The sequence below is a fragment of the Streptomyces sp. NPDC058001 genome, from assembly GCF_042886315.1.
Lineage (GTDB): Bacteria > Actinomycetota > Actinomycetes > Streptomycetales > Streptomycetaceae > Streptomyces.
This window is the reverse complement of sequence record NZ_JBHVQT010000002.1, coordinates 344,327-362,269: the sequence shown is the minus strand read 5'-3', so window position 1 is coordinate 362,269 and position 17,943 is coordinate 344,327. Positions and strand designations below refer to the sequence as shown.

Below are 17,943 nucleotides of genomic sequence, written 5' to 3'. Positions count from 1 at the left end.
GGCACCCGGAGAAACCGCCTGGTCCGAACCATGGACCCGACCCCGGACGTGCGGCGGCCCCGGTCGCCGCGGAGGGCGGGCCGGGGCCGCTGTGCTCACGGGGTGACCCTGGGGTCACTCTGTGTCGGAGTGCACGGTGGCTGCGGGATCACTCCCCGGCCGGGGACTTCTTGCGACGGAGGAAGAACACGACGCCGCCGCCGATCAGGACGAGCAGGACCGCGGCGCCCGCGATCAGGGGGGTGGCGCTGGAGCTGCCCGTCTCGGCGAGGTCACCGCCGCTGGTACCAGCGCTGGTGCCGCCCGCCGACGCCGGGCTCGGCGCGGACGACGGGGTCGCGCTGTCGCCGCCTCCGCTGCCCTGCGTCTCGCAGTCGAGGACGCCCTTGAACCGCTTCTCGAAGCCGTTCGGACCCGTGATCGTGAAGTCGTACGCCTGGTCCTCCTTGAGCGGGATCGTCACCGTCTCGGTCTTGCCGGCCGCGATGGTGTGCGTGATGCCCATCAGCTCGAAGGTGAACGCCTCGTCGCCGGTGTTGCTCGCCGTGATGTCCACACCGCTCTTGGAGCAGTTCTTCTCCGCGGACAGCGCGGGTATCGCACCGGTCTTCGCCCAGTTCGCCGACGCGGTCGCCGAGACCGTCGACTCGCTGGACCCGGCGAGGATCTGGGTCTGGCTGCGGGTCTCCGAGGCGAAGGCCCGGCCGACCGGGACGGTGGTCGACGCCTGGACGGTCAGCGCCGCCGAACCGTCGGCCGCGTCCTTCGGGACGTCGAAGAACAGTTCGCCGCCGTTGCGCGCCGTGGTGACCGGCTTGCCGTCGGCGTCGACTATCCGCACGCCGCTGGTCGCGGCGTCTGCCGGCGGGGCCACGGTGACCTGGTCCGCGCTGGACCGCACGGTCACGGGGCCCAGCTTCTCGCCCGCGTGTCCGGCGACGGCGGACGGCTCCAGGGTCAGGGACGCCTTGGGCTCGGCGAGGTTCTGCGCGTTCGCCTGGAGGTAGTCCGCGAGCTTCTCCGCCTGCGGGTTGACCGCCTCGACGTCCGCGCCGTCCGAGTAACGCCAGATCGCGACCTGCGTACCGGCCGCCGCGTCCTGCTCGGTGAGCGGGCCGGCGCCCGCCTTCTGGGCGAGTGCCGCGAGGTCGTTGACCTGCGGGTAGGAGTTCTGGAGGATCCAGCGGATCTTGCCCGCGTCGGCGTTGCCGTTCAGCGAGGTGCCGCTCCAGGGCGTCTCCTGGTACTTGGCTTCCTTCTGCGTCGGGTTGTGGATGTCGATGCAGTAGGTCTGGAGCGTGCCGCCGTTGTCGACGGACATCTCGAACAGGCCCGCGGAGACGGGCTGGTCACGCCCGTTGTCATGGATGACGGCCTTGCCGAACGTCTTCAGGCCGCCGAGCGTGGCGGCGGCGCCGCCGTGCTGCTGCGGCGCCTCGTCGGCCGCGGCCACGCCGGCACCGGCCAGGGCGCCGACGACGACCAGGCCGGACACGACGGTCGCGGCGGCAAGACGGACGGCTCCCCGCCGTGGGGAGGACAGAACAGAAAACACAGAAATCCCTTTCGGGCAGGAACCGTTGACATGGGGGGATGCGGTTCCACCAGCAGAATCAGATGCCCCGTGAGCTACGCCCGGAATCCTAGGAGCGCGGCGGACCAGGGAACCCGCGCATACCATCGGATAGCCGTTCCGACTCGGAATCGTTATCGCCGACACCCCGTCCGACCTGGGCTTATCGACAAATCAATGAGGCTGATTCGCCGGTAGTTCGCCGATAAGCCGTACTTCGTGACGTCGGCTCAGGTATGGACTCGGGTCGCCGGGATCGGCCCAGGTCGACTCAGGTCGCCGGGGCCAGCTCATCGGTGGGCCGGGGCATGGGCTCGATCGCGAAGTCCGGTTCGGGGCCCGGCTGTTGTGGCTCCGGCGGATGTCCCTCCGCCGTCCGGACGGCGGAGGCCCGCCGGAACGCCGAGGTCCCTCGCGACAGGTCGTGCCCGATCGCGTACGCGTCGATGTCCGCCGACGCCCACTGCTGCCCGGCGCCCCGGGGTCCCCCGTCCTCGATCTTGACCTTCAACCGGCCCTGCACGATGACCGGTTCCCCCACGGAGAGCGAGGCCGCGACATTCGTGCCGAGCCCCTTCCACGCCCACACCGTGAAGAAGTTGGTGTGCCCGTCGACCCACGCGTCCTTCGTCCGGTCCCGGTGCCGCGAGGTCGCGGCCAGTCGGAACCTCGCCACCGACCCCGTCGGCATCTCGCGGTACACCGGGGCCGTGGCCACATTCCCCACGACCGTCACCAGCGTCTCGTTCATCGTGAACCCCCTCCGGATCTCGTACGGGCTCGTCCCGTACGGCTGGAATCCAGAGTGCGCGCATCGCGGCGAACTCGCTGAAGCCTGTGGGCTACCGGCCGGTTGTGGACAACTCCGTCACCCGCAGGGACGACGTACCGGCCTAGACCCCGGAGGCCCCCGAGACCCCCGCGGCCACCTCCGCCACATCCGCCACATCCGCCGCGCCGGCCGCCGCCCCCGCGACCGCCCCCGTCGTCACCCGCACATACTGCTCCCGAACCTCCTGGTACCGCAGAAGTTCCGCCGCGACCGGGTCCAAGACCCTCGCGCGACCGCACCCCGCCGCCGCCTCGCGCAGTCGGCGTTCCGCTTCCTCGCCGTATCTGCGGGCCGGGCCACGTGCCGCCATCCGGCAGGTCCACTCCACGAGCGGACCGCCGACGATGCCGCAGACCATCAGCAGCACGGGGACACCCAGGTTCGGCGCCGTGATCCGGACGATCTGCGCGGCCAGCCAGACTCCACCGACGACCTGAAGGATCGTCATCAACGCCTGGACCAGCACCGCCACGGGCCACCAGCCGGGCCTCGGCGGACGTCCCGTCGGCACCCCCGCCCGCACCGCGAGCAGGTCCAGCGCCTCGGAGAGCCCGGCCGATCCCCGTACCGCCGCCTCCCGCACCGCCTGCGCCCACGGCATGGGCAGTCCGGATGCCGCCTGGTCGGCGACCGTGCGGACCGCCTGCTCCACGCGCTGGCGTGCGGTGGCCTCCTCCTCGGCGGGCGTCAGGGCAACCGGCCACAGCATCCTGGGTTCGCGCCGGGACTCGTGCCAGCGCCACAGCCTGAGCCACGGCGTGCCGCACGCCTTGCCCGCGTGCCGGAGCCAGGCCCGTTCGGCGGCCTGGCCCGCGGCGACCGCGCCGACGGACTCCGCGAGGTGTGCCGAGAACTCGTCGCGCGCCTCCTCGGTGAGTCCGGGCCGGCGCACGGCCGCGTAGACGGGCCGCAGGCGGGCCGCCGCCGCGTCGACGTCGGCGGCGATACGGCGGGCCGGGGCGCCGCGTTCCACCAGGAACTGGTCCAGTGCCTCGCGGAGTTGGTCGATCCCGTCGCCGGTGAGGGCGGACAGGGCGAGCACGGTCGCGCCCGGTTCCTCGTACTCGCCGAGCGCGATGCCGTCCTCGTCCAGGAGGCGCCGCAGATCGTCGAGTACTTGGTCGGCGGCGTCGCCGGGCAGCCGGTCGATCTGGTTGAGCACGACGAACATGACCTCCGCGTGGCCCGCCATGGGGCGCAGATAGCGCTCATGGAGGATGGCGTCGGCGTACTTCTCGGGGTCGACCACCCAGATGACGGCGTCCACGAGCGCGAGGACGCGGTCGACCTGTTCACGGTGGGCCAGGGACGCCGAGTCGTGGTCGGGCAGGTCGACCAGGACCAGACCGTTCAGCTGGGCCTCCGCGTCCGGGCTCTGCACGGGTCTGCGCCGCAGCCGGCTCGGGATGCCGAGCCGGTCGAGCAGACCGGCGGCGCCGTCCGTCCAGGTGCACGCGATCGGCGTCGACGTCGTGGGGCGGCGGACGCCGGTGTCCGAGATGGTGACTCCGGCGAGCGCGTTGAAGAGCGTCGACTTGCCGCTGCCCGACGCGCCCGCGACGGCGACGACGGTGTGCCGGTCGGAGAGTCTGCGCCGCGCGGACGCCTCGTCGAGGACGCGGCCCGCTTCGGCGAGGGTCCCCCGGTCGAGCCGCGCGCGGGAGAGGCCGACGAGTTCCCGCAGGGCGTCGAGCCGGCCGCGCAGTTGTCCGTCGTAGACAGCGCCCGCGCCGGGCTGGTGCGGGGGCACGTACGCGGGTGGGGGCGCGGGGGCGCTGTCGCGGGCGGTCGCCGCGGCGAGCGCGTCGTCGTCGGACACGCGGCGCGCGATCAGCCCGTCGTCCCATGCCGGACCGCCCTCCCCGCGCGCGTCGCCGTCGCCCTCGCCGGGCATCGCGTCGCGCCCGTCGTCGGCGCCCTTCTTCGCGCGCGGGGACCCCTTTTCGCCCTCGGAACCGCCACCGGTGGAGTCGGATTCCGCGCGCGCCGCGGTGTCCGTACGCGATACGGGGTCCTTGCGGGAGGACGTGTCCCTGCCGGGCGTGTCCCTACTGGACGTGTCCCTGCTGGACGCGTTCCTGCTGGACGTGTCCCTGCCGGGCGTGTTCCTGCTGGAGGGCGCGTTCTCCGCCCCGGCTCGGTCCTCGTCCCCGGCTCGGTCCTGGTCCTGGTGGTCGGTGTGATCCGCGTGGTCGGTCACGGCAGTCACCGCGGTCACCTCTCCTTCTGCAGTACGGACAGCGCGGCGATGAGTTCGGCCTGGGGATCGACGTGCACCCCAAGGGCGTCGAGCGGCGCCAGACGGCGCTCGCGTTCGGTGTGCAGGACCTTCTCGACGTACTCGGTGAGCAGCCGGCCGCCTTTGTCGCGCAGCCGGAGCGCGCCCTGGGCCCCCAGGCGCGCGGCGAGGGTCTCGCCCGCGCTGCGCCCCCGTCGGCCGCCTAGGAGGGTGGTGGCGAGCAGCGCGGCGACCGCGTCCGGGTCGGGGACGGTAATTTTGGTGGCCCTGGCGGCCTTGGCGATCCTGTCGACCTTGTCGGCCTTGCCGGTCTTGCCGGTCTTGTCGGTCCTGGTGAGTTCGCGCACCTCCTCCTCGGCGTACTCCTCCAGGACGCGCCGCCAGCGCCGTACGGCCATGCCGATGCGGTGCTCGGCGCTCTCCAGGCCGGGGTCACGGTCCGTCAGGCCGGGTGCGCCCGCGGCGGATTCGGGCCGCCAGCGTTCGTCGATCCGCTCGTCCGCCGCGGTGACACCGCACAGCAGCAGCGCGCCCAGGCTCTCCACGAGGGCGTCGAGGAGTTCACCGGCGCCGCAGTCGAGCGGGTAGCTGCGCCATCGCTTGAGCGCGTCTCCCGAGAGCACGGCGCCGCCCTTCAAACGGCCCTTCACGCGCGCGTGCTCGCTCTCGTACGTCTCCTCGGCGACGGCCGTGAGCCGGACGGCCGCCGCGTGCTGGGCGGCCACCGCGCCGGCGAGTTCGGGCACCCGCGCCCGAAGGGAGTCGATCACTCCGTTGGCCGTACGGACGAGGGCCTGGGCACGTGCCGTGGGCTCCTGGACGCGGTGCGTGAGCCAGGCGCGCAGGGGGGCGACCGCGGTGGACGGCAGCAGTCCGCCGCCGCCCGCGGACTCCGGAAGCTCGGGCACCGTGAACCGCGGGACATCGCCGAGCCCGGCCTTGGTGAGCAGCGCGCCGTACTGCCGGGACACCTCGGAGACGACCTGGTGGGGGACGCGGTCGAGGACGCTGACCAGGGTCGCGTTGTACTCCTTGGCGGTCCGCAGCAGATGCCAGGGGACGGCGTCGGCGTACCGCGCGGCGGTCGTGACCATGACCCAGATGTCGGCGGCGCAGATGAGCTGGGCGGCGAGGACACGGTTCTCGGCGACCAGTGAGTCGATGTCGGGCGCGTCCAGGAGGGCGAGCCCGACGGGGAGGGCGGTGGCCGTCTCGATGCGCAGTTGCCGCTCGGTGGCGGCCCTGGCGCCCCTGGCGGCGGTGGGCCGGACACCGTAGGGCCCCACGGTCAGGGAGTCCTGTGGGGGCGCCCACACGCGCGTGAGGTCGGGCAGGACCCGCATGCCGCTGAACCAGTGATGGTCGTCCGGATGGCAGACGAGCACGGGCACACGCGTGGTGGGCCGCAGCACGCCCGCCTCGCTCACCTGGCGCCCCACGAGGGAGTTGACCAGAGTGGACTTGCCCGCTCCCGTGGAACCGCCGATCACGGCGAGCAGGGGTGCTTCAGGTGCCTTCAGACGGGGCACCAGATAGTCGTCGAGCTGTGCCAGCAGTTCCCTGCGGTTGGCACGCGCGCGTGGCGCCCCCGGGAGAGGGAGCGGAAAGCGTGCGGCGGCGACACGCTCGCGCAGGGCGGAGAGTGCATCGAGCAGTTGAGGCCGTACGTCCAAGGTCACCACATGCGAAGAATGCCCAATTTAGGCAGCTTTCTGAAGCATATGACTGTTCCTGCGCGCCGATAGGACACAAGGGGCGGAAGGTGCGACTGGGGCGCAGGCATAACGAGTGCACAACACCCGGGGCGTGAGGCGGCAAAAGCGATGCACGATTCGTACCCGCCTGCGATTATCAGGACCGCTTCACCGAACCTCCACATCGGGTCATGGAGGCGAAGCGCAGGGGACAGGACCCAAGGAGCCCTATCCTTGTCCCCGGCAAGGTCACGGACCGGCCCCACACCGGGCTCCAGGCCACCGGCCACCACCCGGCCCCCGTAGCTCAGTGGATAGAGCAGGCGCCTTCTAAGCGCTTGGCCGCAGGTTCGAGTCCTGCCGGGGGCGCGCTCTACGCGCGATGCACGGCGGCCCTCCTCCGGGAGGGCTTTCGCATCCGGGAGAGACCCCGCGAAGGCTGTCAGCACGCTAGCGGGGACGCCGTAGCGGTGACATAAACGCGTCGGACGGCGACGCCGACACTCCCCCGACCGCGATCGCGTCGACCTCGCCGCCTGACACCGATGACCGGTGTCCCATCACCCACCGATCACCCGCACCCGCTCAGTGGCTTTCGCCCGGCCCCATTTCGCCCGGCCCCATCCGGAAGACGGCGATCTCCGCCGAGCCCTGATGGAACTGACCCTCGCCCATGGGCTCCACGACGGCCGCGAGCCAGCGGCCGTCGCCCGGGGACCAGGCGAGTTGGCCGATGTATGTCCTGAACTGATGGCCCAGGATGATCTTCTTGTCGGCCATCCGCCAGACGCACAACTCGTGCGGCCGGTCCTTGCCGAAATCCAGATAGTCCAGCTTCCGGCTGAAGCTGCAGACCGCCAGATAGCTCCCGTCCGGGTTGGACGCCATCTCGAACAGCCGCTCCGAGGCGTCCATGACCTTGTCGACCACCTCGCCCTTCGCCGGGTCGACCACGTACAGGTTCTGCTGCGCGCCGAGGAAGAGCCGCGAGGAGTCGCCGGAGAAGGCGTGGCACTGGATCGGGTCCCAGCTGCCGCCGCTGTGGGACAGTCGCCGGGAGGGTTCACGCTCATCCCCGTGCAGGTCGAAACCGCCCTCGCGCGTGCCGTTCGGGCTGATCCGGTACGCGCCGTCGGCCGAGCGCCGGTGCCCGAACTGGAAGGGCCGTTCGACCTCCCTGCCCTGGTCCACGTCGTACGCCCACTGCCTCTCCTCCTCGGGCTCGCCCCCGATGCTGTAGTCCTTGACCACGAGGACGTGCTCGCCGGGCACCCACATCAGCACCGGCACCACCCAGTCACCGGCGCGGGTGTGCACGGTCTGGCTCCAGTCCGCGGTGTCGTACACCCACACCCGCGCCTGGTCGCTGCACACCGCCAGATACCTGCCGTCGTCGGAGAACTCCATCCCTTCGACGGAGTCGAACTTGACGCTGCCCGACGTCGTCTCGAACGGGCGCAGGGTGAGCGCCGGTTGGGCCAGGTCGGGCAGGTACGGGGCGTCCTCGGCCGTCCAACTGTCGCCGTTCATCGGGAACGAGGCCGTGGCCCAGGACTGCCCCTCGCTCAGGTGCTGAAGCCACTTGCGGTCGGTGACCCGTATCTCGTACTCGCCCTGGATCAGCAGTTCTTCGTCCTGCCAGGTGCCGCCACGCTCGTAGTAGAAGTCGTGGAGTTCTTCCCACTGCTCCTCGGTGGGCGGGTCGTTGAGCGTCTCGACGCATCGGACGTCCGAGATGAAGCGGCGTGCGTGGGTGTCGACCCATTCGTAGTTCAGGATGTCGTCGACGCTGAGCGCCTTGCCCAGGGGGCCGTTGCGTTTGTCGCCGCTCGGGTAGCCCGACGCGCTCTGATGCAGGAAGTGCAGGAAGACGCCCGGCTCCTCACCCGGCAGTGGGATGTGCGTGCGCGAACCGGTGTCGTAGTAGACGACGAACACCTGTAACACGACCCGGAGTTGGTCCGGGTCGACATGCAGCACCCGCACGCCGTACATGTCGGTCGACATGGTCGTCCCCTCAAGAAGTGACTTGCACAGGCAACCGGCAAAGGCGAACCCGCTGCCTCGTTTCGGACCCGAGTGATATTCGCAGAGGGGTCTGACAGTCCCGTCCCCGTCGCCCCGTACCGCTCCGGACCGTCCCCGTACCGAAATCCGCCACCCACCCGGCCACCGCCCTGACCCGGCGGACACGTGACGACGGATCCGGAGGTTGTCAGTCCGTCGGTTCCGGGGAGGGGGCCGGGAAGGTGATGTGGGACGGGCCCGGGAGCCGGGTGGCCTGGGTGGGCTCGTGGATCTCGGCCAGGGCCGTGCAGATCAGGGCGACCGCGATGGCACCGGGGTCCGCGACGCCGATGGCGTGGTCGCCGACATAGCTGGAGCGGCCCCGGCGGGCGGTGAGTTCGGCCGTGCGGTGGGCGCCCTTTATCGCCGCGACGGCCGCCGAGGTGAGGGGCGCGGCGCGGCCGGACCTGGCCGACGCCTCCAGGGAGTCCGCGGCGGGGGCCAGGGCGTCGAGCAGCGTACGGTCGCCCACGCGTGCGCCGCCGATCCGGGCGATGTCCGCCACCGCCGCCGCGCAGGCCGCAGCGAGTGCCGCCGTGTCGGCGTGCGCCTCGTCGCCGAGCGCCAGCGCCAGGTGTTGGAAGAGGATGCCGAACAACGGACCGCTGGTGCCTCCCACATGGGTGGTGAAAGCGTCCGCGAGCGCCGTCATCCCGGCCGTGTCGTCCTCGCGCGCCCGCGTCACCGCCCGGGTCACACCGGAGGTGAAGTTGTCGCCGAAGTCCCCGTCGCCCGCCCGCTGGTCGAGGTTCGTGAGGTCGGTGTGCACCGTCGCGCAGATCGTCGCGAGCCGCTCCAGGACGTCCCGGCGCCCCTGCGTCCGCGCTGCCGGAGTCCGCCGTACGAAGACGGGTCCCGTCGTCCGCGCGGTGGGCGGGGCTGTCGCGCCCGGCAGGTGCAGCGGGGTCTTCGCGGGCGCGCACCACAGGTCCAGCCAGCCCGGTGACAGGGCGGTCAGCGTGAGCGAGAAGCCGGCCGTGTCGAGTGCCGCCGTATAGGTTCCGGCGGCCACCACCGCGACCTCGACGCCCTGTTCGACCAGGCAGCCATGCGCCAGCGCGCTGATCGCCCGCAACTCCAACTCCGTCGTGGCCCCGAGCCCGTTGACCAGCAGGATCACGCCCTCGCGTCCCGCCGTGACCGAGTCGAGCAGATCCGTCAGCATCCGCCGCACCACGAACTCCGTGGGCCGCAGCGAGTTGATCGTCCGGGCGCCCCGCTCCCCGTGGATCCCGGCGCCGTAGTCGATCTCCTGCCCGAGCGTGAACGCCGTGCGCCGCGTGGACGGTGACGTGTGCGCCCTGGCGGCCACGGCGAGGCTGCGGGAACACGCGGCGACGCGGGTTCCGAGGTCCGCGAGTCCGTCGAGATCGGTTCCCCGGTCCGCCGCCGCGCCGAGCAGTTTCTCCACGACGACGGTCGCCGCCGTTCCACGCCGCCCGGCCGCCGAACCGCTGGTCGCGACGTCGTCGTCCACGACGACCTGCGCCACCTCGTATCCCTCCGCCCGCAACTGGTCCGCCGCGATCGCGAAGTTGACCCGGTCTCCGGTGTAGTTCTTCACGATGTGCAGCACACCGCCGTTCGCGTCGCCCGCCGCCGCCATCGACGCGCCGACGATCTGCCGCGCGTGCGGCGACGCGAACACCTCGCCCGGGGCCACCGCGTCCAGACCGCCCGGTCCCAACAGGCCCGTGTGCAACGGTTCGTGACCGCTGCCTCCGCCCGAGACCAGGCCGACCCGGCGCACCGGGGCGCGATCCCGTGACCAGAGGAAGAGGGGGTCTTCACAGAGCGCGATGTGCGGATGGGCGAGCGTGAGCCCGCGGGCGCCGTCACGGGCTGCTTCGGGGGTGAGGAAGTGCGTCATGGTGGATCCGTTCGTCCGTTCATTCGTCCGTTTGTTTGTCTGTTTGTTCGCTGGAAGGTGTGGGGGCCCGCGGACCTCAGACCCTCGGTGACGCCTGCACCACGTACCCCGGGGCCGGCAGCCTCGTCGCGTGCTGGGGCTCGTACACGTCCGCGAGCGCGCAGTACAGCAGCGCGATGGCGATGGCTCCGGGGTCCGGTGTGCCCAGGGCGCGTTCGCCGACGTAGCTGGCGCGGCCCCGGCCGCCGAGCATCGCGGCGGTGGCGCGCGCCCCGCCGATCGCGGCCAGCGCGGCCGTGGTGATCGCGTCGTCGGTGTCGCAGGGCGCGTCCGTCAGCGCGCGGGCGGCCGGAGCGAGGGCGTCGATGAGCGTACGGTCGCCGGTCCGCGCGCCCCCGGCCAGGTGGATCGCGTCCAGGGCCCGCGTACTGGCGTCGGCGAGTGCGGGAATCGCCGGGCGTTCACCGCCGGGGCAGGTCGCGGTGACGGCGGCCAGCCGGTCGAAGAGGATGCCGAGCAGCGGCCCGGCGCTGTCCCCGACCTGGTCGAGGAAGACGGCGGCAGCCGCGCCGAGTCCGTCCTCGCCGGTCCGGTCGACCCGTTCGACGGCGAGCCGCAGTCCGCCGCGCAGATTGGCGCCGAAGTCGCCGTCCCCGGCGGCCTGGTCGAGCCGGCCGAGCGCGTCGTGCACCTGCCGGGTGATCTCCGCGTACCGGTCGAGCGCGGCCCGGGAGCCCTGGGGGCGGTCAGCCGACGGCTCGGACACGGGAGCCGGGTGCGGTTTCCGTAGGGAGGTGTGGGCCGCCGTGCGGGTGGGCGTGCCTTCACAGGCGTCCGTGCCGTGCCACAGTTCGAGCCAGCCCGGCTCCAGCGCGGTCAGCGTCAGCGAGAAGCCGGCCGTGTCGAGCGCGGTGATGTACGTACCGGCCAGGACCGCCGCCACCGTCTCACCCCACGCCGCGAGTTGGTCACCTGCGATGGCGGCGACGGCCTGGAGTTCGAGCCGCGTGGTGGAGCCGAGTCCGTTGACGACGAGCAGCCGGCCCTCGGGTGCCGGGGGGCCGTCGACCAGCAGGTCGTCCAGCATCCGGCGTACCAGCGCCTCGACCGGCGGCCGGGGGATGGTGCGCGCCCCTCGTTCGCCGTGGATGCCGACCCCGTAGTCGATGTGGTCGGCGGGCAGGGTGAACGCGGGCCGCAGCGTGTCGGGCGAGGTGTGCGCGCGGGCGGCGACGGCGAGGCTGCGCGAACGGTCGACGACGCGGCTGCCGAGGTCGGCCAGTGCCGCCAGGTCCGCGCCCCGGTCGGCGGCGGCCCCGAGCATGCGCTCCACGGCGACGGTGGCGGCGGTCCCCCGGCGCCCGGCGCCCGTACCGGTACTCGCCACGTCCTCGCCGACCCGTACCTCCGCGACCGTGACGCCCTCCGCGCGCAGCCGCTCGGCGGCAAGGGAGAAGTTCAGGACGTCGCCGGTGAAGTTCTTGACGATGTGCAGGACGCCCGAGGGGCCGACCACGTCGTGGGAGGCGGCGACGATCTGGCCGTTGTGCGGCGACGCGAAGATCTGCCCCGGGCACACCGCGTCCAGGCCGCCGCGCCCCAACAGCCCCGCGTGCAGGGGTTCGTGACCGGAGCCGCCACCGGAGACGAGCCCGACGCGGCGCCCCGGGTGCGGGTCGGCGGCCGTCAGATAGAGCGGGCGCTCGCTGAGCCGGATGGTGGACGGATGCATCCGGGCCAGCCCCCGGCAGGAAGCCAGTACGGGGTCGTCCTCCGGCAGGAAGTAGCTCATGGGAGTCCTTGGCTGTGCGGGGCGCCGCAGGAGACGGCGGGGGGTGGCGGGGGGATTCGGTCACGGTGACTGACAGTCAGGCCGGTATCGCGAGCGTCGCCCACGCCCTGGAACGGTCCGGGGTGGTCTCCCGCCCCGAGTGGAGGGCCAGCGCGCCGGTGATCTGCAGGCCGCGCCCATGGTGTTCCCGTCCCGGCCGGGCGGCGGCATCGGCGCACGGTCCCGAGTCGTGGACCGCCACCAGCAGCCGGCGCCCGTCCCGTAACAGTGCGAGTTCCGCGCGGATGCTGCCCCGGGCGTGGAGCAGGGCGTTGGACACGTACTCGGACACGACCAGCTCGACGTCCGGGACGACGGAGGCGCACACCCGCCACTCGCTGAGCGCGCCACGCGCCCAGATCCGGGCGCACCGGGCGACGGTGGGATGCCGCCCGAGATCCGTATGGGCGACGGCGACGGCGACGCGTTCGATCGTGGTCATACCTACTCGCCTTCTCCTCCGGTGAGGCCCGGACGGGCTTGGTGGGCTTGCTCACATTGCGCGTTTCGGGGAGGTAAAGAACGGCATGCCAGAGTGCCGGAACTCTGCCGTTCCGGTCGCGCGTATGGCACTCTGACACCCCTCTCACCTGCGGAAGCGGACCGGGAGTAAGCGCGTGGCGCACGCAGAGCGACCGGCCACGGAGACCGCCGAAAAATCAGCAATTTACGGGGGCTTTACTTGACGACTGAACGAAGCGGAGGGGAACGGGACGCGGATGTCGGCGCCATGCTCCGTGAGTGGCGCAAGGCCCGCAGCCCCGCGCAGATCCCCGGACTCGACGGCACCCGGGGCGCCCGCAGCTATGTGACCCAGCTCGACATGGCCACACTCCTCGGCGTCAGCGAACGCTGGTACCGCTATCTGGAGCGCGGCGAGCGCCGCCAGTACACCCGGCGGATGATCGACGGCGTGGTCCGCGTCCTCGACCTCTCCCCCGCCCAGGCCGACGTCCTCTACCACTTCACGCGCCACGAACCGGCGTACGAACAGGGCCCCGCCGCCGCCGCACCCGATCCGCTCCTCCTCGACCTGGTACGGCGGCAGCGCGACTGTGTGAGCTTTCTCGCCGACGGGGCGTGGGACGTGCTGGCGTGCAACGAGGTCGCCGGACTGCACTGCCCCTGGGTCGCCCGGGACGGCGCCAATGTCCTCGAATGGGTCTTCGGCCCGGACTCCCGGTACCAACTCCGTGACTGGGAGGGGAGTTGGGCCCTCCCGCTCCTCTCCGACGTACGGCTCGCCTGGCAGCGCACCCCGCACAACGCCCGCCTGGACACCGTGGTCCGGCACCTCCGCGCCCAGCCCGAGGTCCCGGCCCTGTGGCGCCGCACCGCCCACACACCGGGCCCGCACACGCGGCCCCGCCCGATGTTCTTCCCCCTGGTCTCCCCGGAACCGATCACCCTCCGCATCCTGACGATGGGCCCGTACGGGACGGTCGGCCCTTACGGGCGGGGCGAGTTGAGATGGACGGTCATGACACCGGTGGACCCGACGATCCGCTTCGTCTGAGGCAGGCGCCGCCGAGGTGATATCCCGAGGTGATGTCAGGTGCCGTACAGGTCCTCGATCTCCGTCGCGTACCTCTGGACCACCGCGTGGCGTTTGATTTTCAGGGAGGGGGTGAGCAGGCCGTTGTCCTCGGTGAACTCGCCCTGGATCAGGGCGAAGCGGCGGATGGACTCGGCGCGGGACACGGCCTGGTTGGCGTAGTCGACGGCCTGCTGGACGGCGGCGAGCAGGTCCGGGTCGGTGTGCAGGGTGGCGAGCGGGGTGTCCCGGGCGCGCTTGCGTACGGAGAGCCAGTGGGTCAGGGCGTCCGGGTCCAGGGTGATCAGCGCGCCGATGTAGTCCCGGTTGTCGCCGACGACGACGCACTGCCCGATCAGCGGGCGGCTGCGCAGCCGGTCCTCCAGGACGGCGGGCGCCACGTTCTTGCCGCCGGTGGTGACGAGGAGGTCCTTCTTGCGGCCGGTGATCCTCAAGTACCCGTCGCCGTCGAGGGAACCGAGGTCACCGGTGGCGAACCAGCCGTCGTCCAGCACCTGCCCGGACGCGTCCGCGTTGTTCCAGTACGCGCCGAAGACGATGCCGCCCTTGATCAGCACCTCGCCGTCGTCCGCGATCCGCACGGTGGTGCCCGGCACCGGGAGGCCGACGGTTCCGGGGCGGGGTTTCAGGGGCGGTGACAGGGTGGCCGCCGCGGTGGTCTCGGTGAGGCCGTAGCCCTCGTAGACGATGATGCCGGCGGCGTAGAAGAAGAAGTTGAGGCGGGGGTCCAGCGGGGAGCCGCCGCTGATGGCGTAGCGCAGCCGGCCGCCCAACTCGCGCCGGATACGCCGGTAGACGAGCAGGTCGTACAGGGCCCACGCGGCGGTGAGACCGATCCCCGGGCCCGGTCCCGTGCCGAGGAACCTGTGCAGATACGCCTCGCCGAAGCGCACCCCGATCCGGTCCGCCCGCTCGAAGGAGGCACCCCGGCCGAGCCTCTCGGCGGTCGCCCGGCCCGTGTCGTGGATCCGCTCGAAGAGATACGGCACGCCGACAAGGAAGGTCGGCCTGAACGACCGCATTTCCGGGCGGAGTTCATCGGGTTTGACGCTCGGGAAGTGACCGATCTCGATCCGCGCGAGCATGCACGCGATCTGGAGCGAGCGGCCCAGGATGTGCGCGAGCGGGAGGAACAGGAGCGTCGACGCGACCTGGCCCGTGACCTCCTTGAACACCGGGTGCAGCAGATCGACGCTGTTGGCGGCCTCGGCGTGCAGATTGCCGTGCGTGAGGACGCAGCCCTTGGGGCGGCCCGTCGTGCCGGAGGTGTAGCAGACGGTGGCGATGGTGTCGGGGCCGAGCGCCGCGCGCCGCTTGGTGATCTCCTCGTCGGGTAATTCCCGTCCGAGCGTGGCGAGTTCGAGGATCGCGCCGGCGTCCAGCTCGAAGATCCGGGGCCGGTCCCCCTCGGGCAGCGGCGCCATGGCGTCGGTCGCCGTACGGGTGTTGTCGGGTGTCTCGGCGATCAGGAACCGCGCCCCCGAGTCCCGGACGATCCACTCGATCTGCTCGGCGGACGAGGTCGGGTAGACGGGCACGCTCTGGCCGCCCGCCGCCCAGATCGCGAAGTCGAGCACGGCCCACTCGTAGCGGGTACGGGACATCAGCGCGACCCGGCCGCCCGGCTCCAGGCCCGCCGCGATCAACCCCTTGGCGGTGGCGGTGACTTCGCGGGCGAAGGCCGCGGCCGTGACGGGCCGCCAGCGCGCGCCCACCTTGCGGCGCACCACGACGGCGTCCGGCGCCTCGGCGGCGTTCGTGAACGGCACATCGGCGATGCTGCCGGTGACGAGTCCGGCGGCGAGTGCCTTGACCCGGCTCTCGCGTACGGTGCCGTCCGCGTCCCGGGTCAGCTCGACCACCACACGGTCGGCGAGGGCGGAGCGCTGTGCGGCCCGTTTCAGATCCTTGCGTACGCTCATGACGGCTCCCGGTGGCGGCGACGGTGCCTCGACGTAGGGGGGCAGGGGGCTCGGGGGGCTTGCTGACGACATCGTCAACTTACTCGCGCGTAGGAAACCGTCAATGGTGCGCACCCAGATGGTTGGGGGGTGTGTCAGCTCGGCTGAGGGAGCCACGCCTCGCCGTCGAGGACACGGTCCATACCCAGCCACACCATGTTCATCAGCCGCAGCGTAATTCGTTCGGGTGATTCGTCGGGGTGCCGGTCCACCCAGTAGGTGAGCGAGTCCGCGGCGCCGACGAGGGCGTGCGCCACGAAGTCCGCGTCCTCGTCGCGGAGCCGGTCGCCCCGCTCGCTCTCGGCGATGCCGTCCCGTACCAGGCCCGTGACCTCGGTCATCACCGCGCGCCGTGACTCGGCGACGGCCGCCGCTATCGCCTCGGTCAGCTCGGACGCCTGCCGGTGCAGGACGACCCAGCTGTCGCGGTGTCCGGCGACGAACGCGAAGAAGGCGGACAGGCCCGCGTACAGGCGCAGTTCGGGGGAACCGCCGTCGCGCGCCGCACCCTGGAAGGCGCCGACGAGCCGGCCCGACTCGCGCCGCAGACAGGCGAGGAAGAGCCCTTCCTTGGAGTCCAGATAGAGGTAGACCATCGGTTTGGAGATACCGGCGAGTTCGGCGATCTCGTCCACCGAGGCGGCGTGGTAGCCACGCTTGGCGAAGACGTGCACCGCCACATCGATGATCTGCTGCTCCCGCACCTGGCGGGGAAGTCTGCGCCGTCGCCCCTCGGATGTCCCGCTCACCCGGCCACCTTACGTGCGATACAAGGTCCTGTGATCAAGGAAATCTTCCGTGGCAAAACGTTCCCGCTCGCACGTCCGCGGCTGTACGCGGTGGTCGGCGTCGCGCTGCTCGGGCTGTGGAGCCCGGCACCGGCCACCGCTGTCCGGCCTGTCCGGTCCGTGGACCCCCTCGTCCGTCTCCTCACCGAACGGCTGCTGCTCGCCGACCGGGTGGCCGCCGCCAAGTTCGGCACCGGGGCGCCGATCGAGGACCAGGTACGGGAACGCCGGATCCTGGACGACGTGGCGGCCCGGTCCCCCGCGCTGGGACTCGACCCGGCGCATACGGTCGCCGTGTTCCGGGACCAGATCGAGGCGGGCAAGTCGGTGCAGCGGGACCTGTTCGCCCGCTGGGACACGTACCCCGGTCAACGGCCCGCCGAACGGCCTTCCGAGCGGCCCGACCTGGCGCGGGAGGTGCGCCCCGCGCTCGACCGGCTCACCACGGACGTACTGCGCGCCCTGGCGGACACCCGCGCCACCCGCAACACCCCGTCCTGCCGTCCCCGGGTCACCCGCGCGGCGACCACCACCGCGTACCGGTACGGGCTGGACGCCCCGCACACCCGGGGCCTCACGTACGCGCTGCGCTCGCTGTGCACCCGCCAGGGCTAGGAGACGACGTCCTTGCGCCGGAAGCCCCGGAAGGCGAGGGCGAACAGGATGACGGCGTAGGTCAGCGAGACCGCCGTGCCCTGGATCATGCCGCCCCATTCGAGCTGGGGCTGGATCGCGTCGGCCCAGGCGAACTGCCAGTGCGCGGGCAGGAAGTCGCGCCAGCTCCCGAGGGCGGTCACCGCGTCCAGGACATTGCCGACGATGGTCAGTCCGACCGCGCCGCCGACCGCGCCGAGCGGTGCGTCCGTCTTGGTCGACAGCCAGAACGCGAGTCCCGCGGTGACGAGTTGGGACACGAAGATGTACCCGATCACGACGACGAGCCGCTGCGCCGCCGTGCCCGCCGACAGCACACCGCCGGTGGGGATCTCCAGAGGGCCCCAGCCGTACGCCGCCGTGCCGACCGCGAGCGCGACCACCGGCAGCATCACCATCGCGGCGAGGCTCATGCCGAGGGCGACCGTCAGCTTCGACGCGAGGAGCCGGGCCCGGGGCACCGGGGCCGCGAGCAGATAGCGCAGCGACGACCAACTCGCCTCGGAGGCCACGGTATCCCCGCAGAACAGCGCGACCGGGATCACCAGCAGGAAGCCCGCCGAGACGAACAGACACGTCGCCGCGAAGTTGGCGCCGGACGCGGTGGCGGTGTCCATCAGGGTCACGCTGCCGTTGCGCCCGCCGGGTTCGCCGCCGATGGCGAAGGCGGCCACCAGGACGAAGGGCAGCAGGCCGAGGACGGCGCCCATCACGAGGGTGCGGCGCCGCTTGAGTTGCCGGACGGCCTCCACGCGCAGGGGCAGGGTGCCCCGCGCCCGATAGCCGGGCGCCACCTCGGCGCGGTCCTGCCCAACGAGCGTGCTCATACGCCCTCTCCGATCGAGTGCCGTTCCCGTACGCCATCGTCTCCGGCGGTCC

Annotated in this window: 13 protein-coding genes and 1 tRNA gene; 3 read left to right on the top strand and 11 right to left on the bottom strand. The window is 71.9% G+C overall.

All coding sequences use genetic code 11. The features are described from left to right. Window positions 1–148 precede the first annotated feature (148 nt). The 4 genes from ACFVT5_RS05100 to ACFVT5_RS05085 all read right to left on the bottom strand — a co-directional run bounded on the left by ACFVT5_RS05100 (window position 149) and on the right by ACFVT5_RS05085 (window position 6,326). Entirely contained in the window at window positions 149–1,555 is a 1,407-nt protein-coding gene (locus ACFVT5_RS05100) for a Cys-Gln thioester bond-forming surface protein (RefSeq protein ID WP_389881540.1), read from the bottom strand. Between the two features lie 289 nt (window positions 1,556–1,844). Then, the gene (locus ACFVT5_RS05095; protein WP_389881538.1) at window positions 1,845–2,324 is read right to left on the bottom strand and encodes a single-stranded DNA-binding protein; all 480 of its coding nucleotides are present in this window, start codon (window positions 2,322–2,324) and stop codon (window positions 1,845–1,847) included. A gap of 142 nt (window positions 2,325–2,466) precedes the next feature. Continuing rightward, window positions 2,467–4,614, bottom strand: a complete 2,148-nt coding sequence (locus ACFVT5_RS05090; protein WP_389881536.1) for a YfjP family GTPase — start codon at window positions 4,612–4,614, stop codon at window positions 2,467–2,469. 5 nt (window positions 4,615–4,619) lie between these two features. Next, window positions 4,620–6,326, bottom strand: a complete 1,707-nt coding sequence (locus ACFVT5_RS05085) for a dynamin family protein (RefSeq protein ID WP_389881534.1) — start codon at window positions 6,324–6,326, stop codon at window positions 4,620–4,622. A 308-nt stretch (window positions 6,327–6,634) separates the two neighbouring features. Here ACFVT5_RS05085 and ACFVT5_RS05080 point away from each other — a divergent pair. After that, window positions 6,635–6,707 (top strand) — tRNA-Arg (locus tag ACFVT5_RS05080). 216 nt (window positions 6,708–6,923) lie between these two features. Here the strand turns inward: ACFVT5_RS05080 and ACFVT5_RS05075 are convergent. From ACFVT5_RS05075 to ACFVT5_RS05060, 4 genes are all read right to left on the bottom strand, one after another. After that, the gene (locus ACFVT5_RS05075) at window positions 6,924–8,345 is read right to left on the bottom strand and encodes a WD40 repeat domain-containing protein (RefSeq protein WP_389881532.1); all 1,422 of its coding nucleotides are present in this window, start codon (window positions 8,343–8,345) and stop codon (window positions 6,924–6,926) included. 208 nt (window positions 8,346–8,553) lie between these two features. Continuing rightward, window positions 8,554–10,275: a dihydroxyacetone kinase subunit DhaK gene (locus tag ACFVT5_RS05070; RefSeq protein ID WP_389881530.1), complete on the bottom strand. Its 1,722-nt coding sequence runs from the start codon at window positions 10,273–10,275 to the stop codon at window positions 8,554–8,556. A 76-nt stretch (window positions 10,276–10,351) separates the two neighbouring features. After that, a complete protein-coding gene (locus ACFVT5_RS05065; protein WP_389881528.1) occupies window positions 10,352–12,067 on the bottom strand; it encodes a dihydroxyacetone kinase subunit DhaK in 1,716 nt (571 codons plus the stop codon). Between the two features lie 76 nt (window positions 12,068–12,143). Next, the gene (locus ACFVT5_RS05060; RefSeq protein ID WP_389881526.1) at window positions 12,144–12,548 is read right to left on the bottom strand and encodes an ATP-binding protein; all 405 of its coding nucleotides are present in this window, start codon (window positions 12,546–12,548) and stop codon (window positions 12,144–12,146) included. Between the two features lie 240 nt (window positions 12,549–12,788). On the opposite strand from ACFVT5_RS05060, the gene ACFVT5_RS05055 reads away from it, so the two are divergent. Then, window positions 12,789–13,622, top strand: a complete 834-nt coding sequence (locus ACFVT5_RS05055) for a helix-turn-helix domain-containing protein (protein WP_389881524.1) — start codon at window positions 12,789–12,791, stop codon at window positions 13,620–13,622. Window positions 13,623–13,657: 35 nt separating this feature from the next. Here ACFVT5_RS05055 and ACFVT5_RS05050 read toward each other — a convergent pair whose 3' ends face one another. Then, a complete protein-coding gene (locus ACFVT5_RS05050; RefSeq protein WP_389881522.1) occupies window positions 13,658–15,583 on the bottom strand; it encodes an AMP-dependent synthetase/ligase in 1,926 nt (641 codons plus the stop codon). 134 nt (window positions 15,584–15,717) lie between these two features. Further along, window positions 15,718–16,371, bottom strand: a complete 654-nt coding sequence (locus tag ACFVT5_RS05045) for a TetR/AcrR family transcriptional regulator (protein ID WP_389881520.1) — start codon at window positions 16,369–16,371, stop codon at window positions 15,718–15,720. A 30-nt stretch (window positions 16,372–16,401) separates the two neighbouring features. Here ACFVT5_RS05045 and ACFVT5_RS05040 point away from each other — a divergent pair, with 30 nt between their 5' ends. Continuing rightward, window positions 16,402–17,025, top strand: a complete 624-nt coding sequence (locus ACFVT5_RS05040) for a chorismate mutase (RefSeq protein WP_389881519.1) — start codon at window positions 16,402–16,404, stop codon at window positions 17,023–17,025. Here ACFVT5_RS05040 and ACFVT5_RS05035 read toward each other — a convergent pair. Beyond that, entirely contained in the window at window positions 17,022–17,891 is an 870-nt protein-coding gene (locus ACFVT5_RS05035) for an ABC transporter permease (protein WP_389881517.1), read from the bottom strand. The genes ACFVT5_RS05040 and ACFVT5_RS05035 overlap by 4 nt on opposite strands. Window positions 17,892–17,943 lie beyond the last annotated feature (52 nt).